Below are 12,518 nucleotides of genomic sequence, written 5' to 3'. Positions count from 1 at the left end.
CTGGCTGTTCACCCTGCTGTATCTGACCGGCGCGCGCCGCGCTGAAGCAGCCGCAGCACGCGCCTCTGATCTGGCCAAGCGCCATGGCAACTGGTGGTGGAACGTGCTGGGCAAGGGCGATGTCGCCGCGCGCATCCCCTTATCGGACGAACTGATGGCGGCTCTGGCGCGTTATCGGCACAGCCTGGGCCTGCCAGCGGAGCCGACAAGCGGCGACGACACGCCGCTGGTCTGCCGCATTGGCGCCAAGGGTCGGACGGAACCCTTATCGGACAAGGCCATCTATCTGATCTGCAAGGAAATCTTCGCCCAGGCCTTGCTCAGCGCGCCCAGCGAAGAATTGAAAGACCAACTGCGCCGCGCCTCCACCCATTGGTTGCGGCATACCGCCGCCAGCCATCAGCTGGAAGCCGGCGTCCCGCTGCTGCTGGTCAGCCAGAACTTGCGCCACGCCAGCATCCAAACCACCCGCCGCTATCTGCACAGCGAGGAAGACGCCCGCCATCAGGCCAGCAAGTTGCACAAACTGCGCCGCGACAACACATAACCCGTTTGCATAACCCTTCCCTTTCTCCGTCATTCCGCGTACCATCCCGCCTCTTTTATTTTCAAGGAGATGCCCGAATGACGATCCAAACCGCCTCCCGCGCCTGCGGCATCGACTTTGGCACCTCCAACTCCACCGTTGGCTGGCTGCGCCCGGACCATGACGCGCTGCTGCCTTTGGAAGACGGCAAGATCACGCTGCCGTCGGTGGTGTTTTTCAATTACGAGGAAGATCACGCCTGCTTTGGGCGCGCCGCGCTGGCCGAATACATGGAAGGCTATGAAGGCCGGCTGATGCGCTCGCTGAAAAGCCTGCTCGGCTCCAGCCTGATTGACAGCCAGACCGAAGTGCAAGGCAAGGCCCTGCCGTTCCGCTATCTGCTCAAGCTGTTCATCGCCGAGCTGAAGGCCCGCGCCGAATCCGGCGCCGGCCGCGCTTTCGACCACGTGGTGCTGGGCCGCCCGGTCTATTTTGTCGACGACAACCCGCAAGCGGACAAGCTGGCCGAAGACACGCTCGCCGACATCGCCCGCGAGGTTGGCTTCAAGGATATTTCCTTCCAGCTGGAGCCGATTGCGGCCGCCTTCGACTACGAGTCCACCATCCAGAAGGAAGAACTGGTGCTGATCGTGGACATCGGCGGCGGCACATCGGACTTCACCTTGATCCGGCTGTCTCCAGAGCGCCGCCACCACGACGAGCGCCGCGGCGACATCCTGGCCACCGGCGGCGTGCACATCGGCGGCACGGACTTCGACCGCCAACTGAGCCTGCACGGCGTGATGCCTCTGTTCGGCTTCAAGACCCGGCTGCGCAACAACGCGGAAATGCCGTCCAGCCAGTACTTCAATCTGGCCACCTGGCATACCATCAACTTCGCCTACACCCGCAAGGCCTGGATGGATCTGCAGGACGTGCACCGCGACGCGGCAGATCCGCAAAAGCTGGACCGGCTATTCAAGCTGATCCAGGAGCGCGCCGGCCACTGGCTGGCGATGGAAGTGGAAGCCGCCAAGATCGCGCTGTCCGACAACGATACACATCGTCTATCGCTGGACCCGATCGAACGCGGCCTGCATTGCGACCTGGCGCGCGCGGACTTTGAAACCAGCATAGACGCGCTGCTGGACCGCGTCTCCACCACCGTATGCAAGCTGCTGGCCGATGCCGGCCTCACGGCTGAGCAAGTGGACACGGTGTTCTTCACAGGCGGTTCCAGCGGCGTGCCAGCGCTGCGCGCCGGCGTGCGCGCGCTGCTGCCCAATGCCCACCATGTGGAGGGCAATCTGTTCGGCAGCATCGGCAGCGGCCTCGCCATCGAGGCGAAAAAGCGCTACGGCTAAGCCCAAATCTTGATCCGCAGGCGTCGCTCAGGCTCTGCTTGAGCGCCGCGCCGGCTGACTCGCCTGCGCAGTTTCGCTATACTCGCCGGATACGAATAAGCTGTAATCATCGATGACGGCGCGGCCCCAGCCTGATGCGGCGGGTTAAGGCCCGCTAACAAAACCCCTGATCCTGCGTTGCGCCTCCTTGCCGTACGACTTGTACTGTCTGCGTCGGCGCGCCTTGGCTCAGGTTCTCTAACAAGGTTTTGTGAGCGGCTCTAAGCGGTGGATCGATCAATGTGGAAGGAAGTGCGGGATACCCATTCTCGTTTCTGAGATTTGATTTCAAATCATGGTGTTGTATCGTCAAATGAAAAGAAATGGAGTCCAAGCAACCATGAGTGAATCCACGTTGGACCAAGACGGCGCCGCGCGCCGCCAGTTGCTGCGCGGCGCGGCGCTGGCCGGACTGGCCGCCCTGCTGGCCGCCTGCGGCACCACGCCCGTCAAAACCAGCCAGCGCCCACCCTATCGCCCCGGCAAACCCTCGGGCGACACCTCGCTGTCCAGCCTCAGCGCCGATGGCGACGGCCGCGAGATCCTGCTGTACACCATAGGCCTGCTCGATGGCGGCTATCGTTTCGGCGGCAGCAATCCGGAAGCCGGCCTCGACTGCAGCGGCATGGTCAGCTACATCTACCAGAACGCCATCGGCATCAAGCTGCCGCATAATGCGGCGCAAATCGCCAATATGGCCAAGCCGATTCCGGACAGCCAGCGCCAGGTTGGCGATCTGGTGTTCTTCAATACGATGAACCGGCCGTTCTCGCACATGGGCATCTATATCGGCGACGGCAAATTCGTCCACGCCCCGCGCACCAACAGCACCATACGCGTAGCGCGGCTGGACAACGTCTATTTCGCCCCGCGCTATGAAGGCGCTCGCACCGTATTGCGCGCCTGATGCGTCTGCCGCGCCGCCGGTTGGCGGCGCGCTTCCATTCCCGATGTATATCCGCCGGGGCTATGCTAATCTGCGCTATCCCGCATCACGCAGCGCAGACATCGGCTCATGAAACTGAAATTCAGCAAAATGCACGGCCTGGGCAATGACTTCATGGTCATTGACGGCGTGCGCCAGAACGTTTCCCTCTCGCCTGAACAGATTCGCCGGCTTGGCCACCGCCAGTTGGGCATAGGCTTCGACCAGTTGCTGCTGGTGGAGCCGCCGCGCGAGGCCGGCCATGATTTTCGCTACCGCATCTTCAACAATGACGGCGGCGAGGTCGAGCAATGCGGCAACGGCTCGCGCTGCTTCGTCAAATTCGTCCGCGACGCCGGCCTGACCGACAAATCCCGCATCACGGTGGAAACCGCTCGCGGCGTGATCGCGCCGGAATACCTGGGCGACGGCCTGGCGCGCGTGGACATGGGCGTGCCGCGCTTCGCCCCGGCCGACTTGCCCTTCCTGGCCGAAGCCGAAGCGCTGACCTACACGCTGCCGCTGGACGGGCGCGCCTGTGAAATCGGCATCGTCTCGATGGGCAATCCGCATGCCGTGCAAAGGGTGGACGATGTGGATAGCGCGCCGGTGGCTGAAGTCGGCCCGCTGGTGGGGGGCCACCCGCGGTTCCCGCTGCGGGTCAATGCCGGCTTCATGCAGATACTCAATCGCCAAGAAATCAAGTTACGCGTCTACGAGCGCGGCGCCGGCGAGACCTTGGCCTGCGGCACCGGCGCCTGCGCGGCGGTGGTCTGCGGCATCCGCCAAGGCTGGCTGGACGCGCGCGTCACCGTGCACGCGCGCGGCGGCGATATCGTCATCGAATGGGCCGGCGCAGGCCATCCGGTGATCATGACCGGGCCGGCGGTAACGGTTTTCCAAGGCGAAATCGAACTTTAAGTCCAGCAAAGACACCAATTCATTTCTGCATCACTCAAGGAAAGGGCAAGACAGATGCACAGCGAACAGGTCCTGGCTTTTCTCGACGAACATCCCGAGCTGCTGGCGCAATTGGCCGCGCGTTACGGTCTGCAGCCGGCGCCGCAAAACGGCGACCGCGTGGTGGTGTCCTTCGCCGAGCGGCAGCTGTTGGAACTGAAAGACCGCAACCGCCAACTGGAGGCGCAGCTGCAACAGCTGATCGAGCGCGGCCATGACAACGACCGCCTGCTGGCAAGGCTACACCGGCTGACGCTGGCGCAACTGGCTGCCCGCGGCGCGAAGGAACGCATCGCCGCGCTGAAGCGCGCGCTGGCGGAAGAATTCCAGCTCGACCGCGTCGCGCTGAAGCTTTGGCACCCGGCCGCCGAAGGCGACGACGAGCACTACAATGCTCGCAACGAGGTGCAAGGGTTGGCGCGCAATCTGAATGCTCCGTATTGCGGCCCTTACGTCAACGACGAGGTGATGGGCTGGTTCCCGGCCAAGCCGGTACTGCAATCGTTCGCCCAGGTGGCGCTGCGCGGCGCAGACGGCCAGGCCTTCGGCATCCTGGTGCTGGCCAGCGACGATGCGCAGCGCTTCACCTTCGACATGCATACGCAGTACCTGGCCCAGATCGGGGAATTGGCCTCCGCCGCGCTGTTGTCCGCGCTGGAGGCGGCATGACGGCTACGGCAGGCGGCCTGCTGCTGCTTTGCATCGTCATCCTGTTTTTCCTGCACCTGCTATGGCGGCTGGGCACCAGCCGCAGCGGCAGCGCGCTGGCCTGCTTTGCCGCCGCCTACCTGATCCTGGTTGCCCTGTTGCGGCAGCAAGTCGATACCGCGCTGGTTTCCCCCCTGCTGCTGCCCTTCGTCTACGCCTATGCCTGGCTGGGCGTGACGGCCGTGATGTGGGCCGCGGCGCATATGCGGGTGGACGGACGCGTGCTGAGTTTCCCCGGGCAAGACCGGCGGCTGGCCGCGCTGCTGTGCAGCCAGCTGGCGCTGCATATCGGCGTGCTTGGCCTGTCGCCTTGGCTAAGCCAGCAGCCGCGCGCCATTTATCTGCTGGCGCCGCCGCTGACCATCATAGTCAGCTATCTGGCTTACCGGCTGCAGCTGCTGGCGATGCGCAGGCAGCCGGTGTGCGGCACCAGCTGGATCAGCTGGGGCGCGCTATGCCTGATGATCCCCTTGCTGATGACCTGGCTGAAGGACTGGGCCGTGCCGCTGTTGCTGCACATGACCTAAAGCCATAGCCAGACTTTCGCATAGGCATAAAAAAGCGGCGCCGTTCTCACGGCGCCGCTACAGCCCTGCGTTGCAGATCGTTCCAATAACGGTTTTTTTGCGGGTGCATAAACAAAAATAGGCAACGCAAACCGGCTGCTAATGTCATCAGCTTACCACGGCTGACTCGCTAGCGGAAAATCACGATTCCCGCGGGCGCAAGGCCGGCGCAGCAGATGGGTCCGTCCGCGCCCGGGTCAAGGAACTCAACGCAATCCCGCCAAAAATGGCGGCCAAACCGGCCGCGTGATACCAGTGCAGCTCCTCGCCAAGCAAAACAATGGACTGCAGCGCGCCAAAGGCCGGCATCAGGTACAAAAAGCTGGCCGCCTTGGCGGTGCCGACCATGGCGATGGCACGGTTGTACAACAGATAAGCCACCACCGACGGCAAGGCGCCCAGATACAACAGGCTGGCCCAGCCGGCGCCGTCCAGAGTCGGCAAGCCGCGTTGCGCCAGCTCCATGCCGAACAAGGGCAGCAATACCACCTCCCCGACCAGCAGCAGCACCGCCATCTGTACCATGGCATCGATCCCGGGCTTCAGCTTGCGCAGGCCCAAGGTATAGATCGCCCAGCACAGGCCCCCGGCCAAGACCAGCAAGTCCCCCGCGCCGAAATGAAACGAGCCGATGGCCAGCAGCTTGCCTTTCAGCACGATCAGCAAGGCGCCACACAGCGCCAGCGTCATGCCCAGCCACTGCCGGCTGCTCAGGCGCTGGCGGAAATACAGCGAGCCCAGCAGCAATACCATCACCGGCGTGGCGCTGTTCAAAATCACGGCATTGGTGGCTGTGGTGGTTTGCACCGCCCAGTAGACCAAGGTATTGGTCAGACCGATGCCGAACAGACCCAGCAGCAGCAAAAGCGGCCATTGTTTGCGCAGCTTGTCCCAATTGCGCCGCAAGCGGGGCAAGGCGAACGGCAGCACGCAGCATAGCGCGATGGCCCAGCGGGCAAATGCCAGCGTGAACGGCCCCACTTGTTGATGCAAGGCGCGGGCGATGATGAAATTGGTGGACCACATCAACATGGTCAGCACCAATAGCAGATAGGCGTTTCGATTGTTTGTTGCGTTGTTCATGGCGATAACTGGAATAAACTGCCAGAATTATACCAAAACAGCGCAACACTATAATTCAATCAAATCCAAACCGGCGAGAATAAGTTTCAGAAAAAACAGCGCGTTTCGTAATTTATTTCAGACAAGATCCATATGATGAAACATCACGCTCTCGGCGCCGCAGCCTTCCGCCGCGCCAGCCAGCCGACGATGAAACGCGCCACGGCTTCGGGATGGTTCAGGTCCAGCACCGGGCAAGGCGCGTTTAATGCGACATCGCTTGCCACCGCGATGATAGAAGGATCGGACGCGAACAGCGGCGGTTTGCCCAGCGCGGTCCGATAGATTTCGAGCTTAGGCACCGGCTGCGCCTTGTGCCCCTCCAGCAATACCAGATCGCACGGCGACAGGCGGGAGAGTTGCTGGTCCAGTGTCAGCTCGGCGGCGGTCTCGGCAAACAAGCCGAAGCGATGCGGCGACACCACCATCACTTCGCAGGCGCCCGCCTGGCGATGGCGAAAGCTGTCCTTACCCGGCGCATCCAGCTGCAAATCGTGGTGGCTATGCTTGATGACCGACACCACCAACCCAGCCTCGCGCAGCTTGGGCAGCACGGCCTCCAGCAACGTGGTCTTGCCGCTGCCGGACGTGCCGCAAATACCCAAAACAATAGAATGATTCGCGCTCATCGTACCGGCTGCTCCCGCAACGGCGCCGCCATGTCAAGGGACAGGCCATCCAGCAGCGTCCGCAGGGCGGCCAACAAGGTTGGCGCGTCGGCAGCCGTCACCGGCTGCGCACGGCTGAAGCTGCCGCCCGCCAACACCTTGCCATCCGCTACATTCTGCAACTGCCACACCGCTTCCAGCGCCACCTGCCGCCCCGGCTGCAGGCTCAGGCGACGCACATCGAGCACATAGCGCAGTTCGCCGCCGTCCATGCCCGGCTGCGGATACGCATAGACGCTGGCCAGGCCGCTGTGCCGGGACACGCCCAGCGCCAGATTCTGCGCCAGCAAGCGGTCGAGCGGCGCGCTCCAGCGCGCGAACTCCTGCAGGCTCAGCTCGCCCTCGTCATTGTCCAGCACCAGCTGCGGCCTATCCAGCGCCGCCGGCAGCGTCACCGGCCCCAGCAGCACGCGCTGCCCCAGCCGAGATGGCGCGGCTGGCCCGGACGCGGCATCCAGGCCGTAAAAACGGGCCGGCGGCGTAGCGCAGCCTCCCAATGCCGCCGCCAATAACGCGGCGAGTATCCAATTCTTCATCATGGCTGCGCCTCCTTGCCGCGCACCAGCGCCTCGGGATGGCGATCCAGATAATCGGCCAGCGCGCGGAAGCTGCGCGCCGTTTCCTTGACTTCCTGCGCGGCGGAGCGCACATCCTGCTGCAATGGCGAATCGGCCTTCATCGTCTTCTGCGTGGCGTCCAGCGTCTGCTGCAGTTGTTGCAGGGTTTTGTTCAGCTGCGGCAGGGTCTCGTTGTTCGCCCCCTCGCTCAGCTTCTTCACACTGTCCAAGGTTTGCCGCATGGCTTTCAGCGACGCTTCCGTCTCCTTGCCGATATCGTCGAACGGCACGGCATCCAGCTTCTTGACGATGCGCTGCAGCACGCGCTGCAGTTCTTCCAAGTCGCCCGGAATGGTGGGCAGCTCGGCCACGCCCCTGCGCACCACCAACTGGGCCGGCGGCGCATCGCGGAAGAAGTCCAGCGCCACGTACAGCTGGCCGGTGATCAGATTGCCCGAGCGCAGCTGCGCGCGCACGCCATTGGCCACCAGTTGCTGCGGCGACAGCTTGCCGGACACCCGGCCGCCATGCGACAGGCTATCCAGCCGGCTCGGATAGATGCGGATGTCCACCGTCATGTCGAAGTCCTTGCGTTCACGCATGTATTCGACGCCGATGGCGGTGACTTCGCCGATCGTAATGCCGCGGAAATCGACCGGCGCGCCCACGCTGAGGCCGCGCAGCGATTGATGGAAACGCAGGCGGAACGGCTGCATCTCGCGATCCGGATTCTGCAGCGCCCTCTCCCGCGTATCGTGCAGGATGAAGTTACGGTCCGACAAGGGCACGCCGCCATTGTCAGCCAGCGGCGTCTCAAACGCGATGCCGCCCAGCGCGATGGCAGCCAGCGACTGGGTGCTGACATTCAATCCATTGGCGCTCAGCGACACATCCACGCCGCTGGCGTGCCAGAAGCGGCTGTTGGCCGTGACGAAGCGATCATATGGCGCATTGACGAAAATGGCGACTCGGACGAAGCCGCCCTTAGGGTCCAGCTCATACCCCACCACCTGGCCCACCGGCACGCGGCGGAAATACACCGGCGAGCCGGTATTCAGCGAGCCAAGATTGTCGGCGCGCAGAAAGAAAGCCTGCCCCGGCAAATCGGCATTGATGATAGGCGGCGTTTCCAGCCCGACAAATTCGTTCTTGCGCACTGAGCTCTTGCCGATGTCCATGCCGATGTAGGAGCCGGACAGCACCGTGCCGAGGCCGGATACGCTGCCGCCGGAGATCCGCGGCCGCACCACCCAGAAGCGGCTGTCTTCGGCCAGATAGTCGGCCGCTTCCTTGCTCAACTGAGCCGTGGCGATGATAGCCTGCCGGTTTGGGCTGAGCTTGACCGAGGTCACCTCGCCGATTTCCACATCCTTGTATTTGATGCGGGTCTTGCCGGCTTCTATGCCTTCGGCGTTCTGGAACGAGATGGTGATGGTCGGGCCGCGCGACAGGATGGCATGCACCGCCAGCCAGCCGCCGATCAGCGCCGCCACCACGGGTATAAGCCAGATCAGCGACGGCGCCCAGCGGTGTCGCTTGACCGGCACCGCCTGCGGCAGCTCCGGCTCGGGAAGGTTTTGCGGGTTGTCACTGCTCATCGTATTCCTCTACCGGATCCCAGATCATTCTGGGGTCGAAACTCATCGCCGCCAGCATGGTCAGCACCACCACCGCGCCGAAGGCGATCGCGCCCGGCCCAGCCTTGATGCTGGCCAGCGACTGCCATTGCACCAGCGCCACCATCAGCGCCACCACGAAAATATCCAGCATCGACCAGGGGCCGATCAGCTCGATCATGCGATACAGCCGGGTGCGCTGACGCGGCGCCCAGCGCCAGCGCCATTGCACGCTGCACAGCAGCAACAACAGCACCAGGATCTTCATCAGCGGCACCAGTACGCTGGCGGTGAACACCACCAGCGCCAGCGGCCAGGAGTCATTGTTCCATAAGTAAACCACGCCGCTCATGATGGTGTCGCGCTGCACGCCGGTCAGCGCCGTGGTTTCCATAATGGGCAACAGATTGGCCGGCAAATAGCAAATCATCGCCGCCAGCAGCAAGGCCCAGCAACGCTGCAAGGCTGATGGGCGTCGCAGATGCAGCGGCGCGCCGCAGCGCGGACAGGCGCTGTCCTGCCCCGGGCTGACCCGGCACAACAGACCGCAGCCATGGCACAGGCAGAGATTGCGCTCGGCCGCGCTGTTCACTCCGTAGCGGCGCATGCCTGATAACGCTCCCATAAGCGATAGGGCCGAAAACGGACGGCGCTGGCCGTCATCAATACGATCAGGCCGAAGAAAGCCCACAGGCCTATGCCTGGATGCACATTGGCCAAATGCACCAGCTTGACCAGCGAAACCAGCACCCCCAGCAAAAAGACCTCCACCATGCACCAGGGACGCGCCATGCCGTACAAACGCATGATGACGGCGAAGCCCGGCGGCGCCTTGCCCAGCAGCAAGGGAAGCTGCAGATACAGCATGCTGCACAAGGCCAGGGCCGGCATGACGATGCCGGTGAACAGCACCAGCAACGCCACCTCCGGCATGTTCTGCCCGTGCAGCGCCAGCGCGGTTTGCCATAGCGTGGCCGCGTTGCGGTTGCCGGCCACCTCCAGCATCAGCACCGGATAGCAGTTGGCGATGGCAAACGCCACCACGCCGGCCAGCAGCAGGGCGCAAGAGGTGGATGGCGCATCGGTGCCCTGCTCGTACAAAGCCGCGCCGCAGCGCGGGCAGCGTATGGCGGCGCGCGCCTCCCCGGCTGGCGGCAGCCGGAGCAGCAGGTCGCAATCGTGGCATGCGGTAAGGCGCGGCGCGCGAGGAATCATAGCCGCCATTTTTGCTTGCGTTCCGCCGTGAAGCTCCACCAGCTGCGCACTTCGCCGGTTGCCATGTAATGGCTCAGCGAAATCAGCACATCGAGCACGCAGGGATCGTGGCGCTGCCCGGTGGCGTCGCACAACTGCAGGTACATTTCGTAAGGGTCGCGCCCGCGCAGGTCGGCCGGCGTCTGGATGCCGAGCAGCCGCAGGTCGGCGGCGGTACGCGCGCCGACATTGGGCAGCTGCAGCAAATCCTGCGCCGCGGCAGGCGGCGGACAACGGGATGGATGCATGGAGTGCGGCCGTGGCGTAGTCATTGAGACTACATGATAAAGGAGCGCCCGCCATAGTTCAAAACCGCGAACGCCTTGACGCGCCGTTTTATGCCATCAGCCGTGCAAAATATCCCAGGCCAGCTTGCAGATCAGCACGCTGGTCAGCACCAGGAACAGGATACGGACGAAACCGGCCCCTTTCTTCATGGCCAGGCGGGTGCCCACCACGGCTCCGGCCATATTCGCGGCGGCCATCGGCAAGGCGTAAGCGAACAGGATATGGCCGCCGATGGCGAACGAAAGCAGCGCGGCCACATTGGTGGTCAGGTTGACCACCTTGGCCGCCGCCGACGCGTGCAGAAAATCAAAGGCGAAGAAGCGGATGAACAGGAACATCAGGAAACTGCCGGTGCCGGGACCGAACAGGCCGTCGTAGAAACCGATGGCGCCGCCTATGGCCATGCCGACCAGCATCTCGCGTCGGCCGATGGCCACCGGCTTGTGCAACTTGCCGAAATCCTTCTTCCACAGGGTATAAACGGCCATGATCAGCAACAGCGCCAGCACCAGCGGGCGGATGATGTCCTTGGGTATCAGCGTCACCACCTGGGCGCCGGCAAAGGCAAACACAAAGGCCGTGGCCGCCGCCGGCAACACCAAGTTCCACGGCAGCCGGACTCGCCGCAGGTAAGACCGCGCCGCCGACAGCGTGCCGACCGCCGAAGCCAGCTTGTTGGTGCCGAAAATCGTGGCTGGCGCCACATTGGGCAAGGCGCTGAACAGGCCAGGAATCTGGATCAATCCGCCACCGCCCACCGCGGCATCGACCAGGCCGGCGAAAAAGGCGACCACGCACAAAAAACTCAAGCTCAATAACATCGTCATTTCTCCTTGGCGCCCATTCTACTCCCGACAATTCCCTCATACTTGCAATACAATATTGCAATAATCGCAATCTTGAGATCGCCATGAAAACGCTATGGAATCTGCGGGTATTCTGCGCCGTGGTGGAAGAGAAAAGTTTCGTCGCCGCCGCGCGTCAGCTGGGCACCTCGCCCAGCAGCGCCACACGCGCGCTGCAAGCCCTGGAAGATGAGCTGGGAACCATGCTGCTGGCTCGCTCCAGCAAGCTGGTGGAGCTGACGATGGCCGGCGAAGCGTATTACCCGCTGGCGCGGCAGATGCTGGACCTGCAGCAGCAGGCGGAAGAGGAATTGAGTCAGCAGGCCATCTCGCCGCGCGGCCTGCTGCGATTCTCCGCGCCGGAATCGTTGGGCCGCGAGATGCTGCCGCGCACGCTGGCCAAGCTGGCCGAAGAGCACCCCGGCCTGCGCTTCGAGGTGCTGTACAGCGACGCGATACTGGAGCCGATACGCGACAAGCTGGATTTTTCGATACGCGGCGCCTTCCCCGCGGCCAGCGAGTTGATCGGTTATCCGCTGTGGCGCTACCGGCGCCACCTTTATGCCAGTCCAGAATATATTGCGCGTCACGGCGCGCCCACTCACCCACGCGAGCTGCCGCAACATCGGGTGTTGATGCACAGCGCGCCGCGCGTGCTGAAGGCGTGGAATTTTGTCTGCGGCGATGAAACGATCAGTCTGAACCTCAGTGCCTGGCACCGCAGCAATTCCGGCAATGGCGTGCTGGACGCCGCGCGCGGCGGCTTGGGCATTGCCCGCCTGGGCGACTGGCTGGCCGAGCCGCTGGCAGCGCGCGGCGAGCTCATCCGGCTCTGCCCAACCTTCCGCATTGTCTCAAGCCAGGGCGACGATCCGCAGATGCACGCCGTTTTCGCCAGCCGCAATATGCCGCGCAAGGCCAGGCTGCTGCTGGAAGCGCTGCGCGCCGAAGCGACAGCGGCCGGCCTGAGCCGCCTGCCCTCGCTCTGAAAACAAAAATCTATGGTCAGCCCGAGTTTTGCAACTCCAGAACACTGATTCATACTGACAAGGTAGGCTTGCTCTAATCTATCCGGACTCT

At 63.4% G+C, this 12,518-nt stretch carries 15 protein-coding genes; 7 read left to right on the top strand and 8 right to left on the bottom strand.

Features of this window, described 5'->3' with window-relative positions; genetic code table 11:
• From C2134_RS18860 to C2134_RS18835, 6 genes are all read left to right on the top strand, one after another.
• A partial coding sequence (locus C2134_RS18860) for a tyrosine-type recombinase/integrase (protein ID WP_158248823.1) occupies positions 1-547 on the top strand: 547 nt, incomplete at its 5' end.
• A 77-nt stretch (positions 548-624) separates the two neighbouring features.
• Positions 625-1,890 carry an Hsp70 family protein gene (locus C2134_RS18855; protein WP_103321629.1) on the top strand — a complete coding sequence of 422 codons (1,266 nt, stop codon included), beginning with the start codon at positions 625-627 and terminating at the stop codon, positions 1,888-1,890.
• Between the two features lie 379 nt (positions 1,891-2,269).
• Positions 2,270-2,836 carry a C40 family peptidase gene (locus C2134_RS18850; RefSeq protein WP_103321628.1) on the top strand — a complete coding sequence of 189 codons (567 nt, stop codon included), beginning with the start codon at positions 2,270-2,272 and terminating at the stop codon, positions 2,834-2,836.
• 108 nt (positions 2,837-2,944) lie between these two features.
• Positions 2,945-3,775, top strand: coding sequence for a diaminopimelate epimerase (gene dapF / locus C2134_RS18845; protein ID WP_103321627.1), 831 nt, complete (start codon positions 2,945-2,947; stop codon positions 3,773-3,775).
• Positions 3,776-3,829: 54 nt separating this feature from the next.
• A complete protein-coding gene (locus tag C2134_RS18840) occupies positions 3,830-4,483 on the top strand; it encodes a DUF484 family protein (RefSeq protein ID WP_103321626.1) in 654 nt (217 codons plus the stop codon).
• The gene (locus C2134_RS18835) at positions 4,480-5,049 is read left to right on the top strand and encodes a hypothetical protein (RefSeq protein WP_103321625.1); all 570 of its coding nucleotides are present in this window, start codon (positions 4,480-4,482) and stop codon (positions 5,047-5,049) included. Before C2134_RS18840 ends, C2134_RS18835 begins: the two co-directional genes overlap by 4 nt.
• Before the next feature lie 180 nt (positions 5,050-5,229).
• Here C2134_RS18835 and C2134_RS18830 read toward each other — a convergent pair whose 3' ends face one another.
• The 8 genes from C2134_RS18830 to C2134_RS18795 form a co-directional block, all read right to left on the bottom strand.
• A complete protein-coding gene (locus C2134_RS18830; RefSeq protein WP_103321624.1) occupies positions 5,230-6,171 on the bottom strand; it encodes a DMT family transporter in 942 nt (313 codons plus the stop codon).
• A gap of 143 nt (positions 6,172-6,314) precedes the next feature.
• Positions 6,315-6,839 (bottom strand): molybdopterin-guanine dinucleotide biosynthesis protein B, encoded by a 525-nt coding sequence (gene mobB, locus C2134_RS18825; RefSeq protein WP_103321623.1) that lies wholly within the window; start codon positions 6,837-6,839, stop codon positions 6,315-6,317.
• Complete coding sequence (locus C2134_RS18820; RefSeq protein ID WP_103321622.1) at positions 6,836-7,417, bottom strand: PqiC family protein; 582 nt, start codon at positions 7,415-7,417, stop codon at positions 6,836-6,838. The genes mobB and C2134_RS18820 overlap by 4 nt, the downstream gene beginning before the upstream one ends.
• Complete coding sequence (locus tag C2134_RS18815) at positions 7,414-9,033, bottom strand: PqiB family protein (RefSeq protein WP_103321621.1); 1,620 nt, start codon at positions 9,031-9,033, stop codon at positions 7,414-7,416. Before C2134_RS18815 ends, C2134_RS18820 begins: the two co-directional genes overlap by 4 nt.
• Positions 9,023-9,658: a paraquat-inducible protein A gene (locus C2134_RS18810; RefSeq protein ID WP_103321620.1), complete on the bottom strand. Its 636-nt coding sequence runs from the start codon at positions 9,656-9,658 to the stop codon at positions 9,023-9,025. Before C2134_RS18810 ends, C2134_RS18815 begins: the two co-directional genes overlap by 11 nt.
• The gene (locus tag C2134_RS18805; RefSeq protein ID WP_199179994.1) at positions 9,640-10,266 is read right to left on the bottom strand and encodes a paraquat-inducible protein A; all 627 of its coding nucleotides are present in this window, start codon (positions 10,264-10,266) and stop codon (positions 9,640-9,642) included. Before C2134_RS18805 ends, C2134_RS18810 begins: the two co-directional genes overlap by 19 nt.
• The gene (locus C2134_RS18800; RefSeq protein ID WP_103321618.1) at positions 10,263-10,553 is read right to left on the bottom strand and encodes a helix-hairpin-helix domain-containing protein; all 291 of its coding nucleotides are present in this window, start codon (positions 10,551-10,553) and stop codon (positions 10,263-10,265) included. The genes C2134_RS18805 and C2134_RS18800 overlap by 4 nt, the downstream gene beginning before the upstream one ends.
• A gap of 96 nt (positions 10,554-10,649) precedes the next feature.
• A complete protein-coding gene (locus tag C2134_RS18795) occupies positions 10,650-11,414 on the bottom strand; it encodes a sulfite exporter TauE/SafE family protein (RefSeq protein ID WP_103321617.1) in 765 nt (254 codons plus the stop codon).
• Between the two features lie 89 nt (positions 11,415-11,503).
• Between C2134_RS18795 and C2134_RS18790 the strand changes: the two genes are divergently transcribed.
• Positions 11,504-12,427, top strand: coding sequence for a LysR family transcriptional regulator (locus tag C2134_RS18790; protein ID WP_199179993.1), 924 nt, complete (start codon positions 11,504-11,506; stop codon positions 12,425-12,427).
• Positions 12,428-12,518: the final 91 nt, after the last annotated feature.

The organism is Chromobacterium sinusclupearum, assembly GCF_002902845.1.
In the GTDB taxonomy this organism is placed as follows: Bacteria; Pseudomonadota; Gammaproteobacteria; order Burkholderiales; family Chromobacteriaceae; genus Chromobacterium; species Chromobacterium sinusclupearum.
This window is presented reverse-complemented; position numbering and strand designations above follow the sequence as displayed.

What these genes read in the sequence shown, in the direction of transcription:
- C2134_RS18855 (WP_103321629.1), top strand. Translation starts at nt 625, where the DNA reads ATGACGATCCAAACCGCCTCCCGCGCCTGCGGCATCGACTTTGGCACC.
- C2134_RS18850 (WP_103321628.1), top strand. Translation starts at nt 2,270, where the DNA reads ATGAGTGAATCCACGTTGGACCAAGACGGCGCCGCGCGCCGCCAGTTG.
- dapF (WP_103321627.1), top strand. Translation starts at nt 2,945, where the DNA reads ATGAAACTGAAATTCAGCAAAATGCACGGCCTGGGCAATGACTTCATG.
- C2134_RS18840 (WP_103321626.1), top strand. Translation starts at nt 3,830, where the DNA reads ATGCACAGCGAACAGGTCCTGGCTTTTCTCGACGAACATCCCGAGCTG.
- C2134_RS18835 (WP_103321625.1), top strand. Translation starts at nt 4,480, where the DNA reads ATGACGGCTACGGCAGGCGGCCTGCTGCTGCTTTGCATCGTCATCCTG.
- C2134_RS18830 (WP_103321624.1), bottom strand. Translation starts at nt 6,171, where the DNA reads ATGAACAACGCAACAAACAATCGAAACGCCTATCTGCTATTGGTGCTG.
- mobB (WP_103321623.1), bottom strand. Translation starts at nt 6,839, where the DNA reads ATGAGCGCGAATCATTCTATTGTTTTGGGTATTTGCGGCACGTCCGGC.
- C2134_RS18820 (WP_103321622.1), bottom strand. Translation starts at nt 7,417, where the DNA reads ATGATGAAGAATTGGATACTCGCCGCGTTATTGGCGGCGGCATTGGGA.
- C2134_RS18815 (WP_103321621.1), bottom strand. Translation starts at nt 9,033, where the DNA reads ATGAGCAGTGACAACCCGCAAAACCTTCCCGAGCCGGAGCTGCCGCAG.
- C2134_RS18810 (WP_103321620.1), bottom strand. Translation starts at nt 9,658, where the DNA reads ATGCGCCGCTACGGAGTGAACAGCGCGGCCGAGCGCAATCTCTGCCTG.
- C2134_RS18805 (WP_199179994.1), bottom strand. Translation starts at nt 10,266, where the DNA reads ATGATTCCTCGCGCGCCGCGCCTTACCGCATGCCACGATTGCGACCTG.
- C2134_RS18800 (WP_103321618.1), bottom strand. Translation starts at nt 10,553, where the DNA reads ATGCATCCATCCCGTTGTCCGCCGCCTGCCGCGGCGCAGGATTTGCTG.
- C2134_RS18795 (WP_103321617.1), bottom strand. Translation starts at nt 11,414, where the DNA reads ATGTTATTGAGCTTGAGTTTTTTGTGCGTGGTCGCCTTTTTCGCCGGC.
- C2134_RS18790 (WP_199179993.1), top strand. Translation starts at nt 11,504, where the DNA reads ATGAAAACGCTATGGAATCTGCGGGTATTCTGCGCCGTGGTGGAAGAG.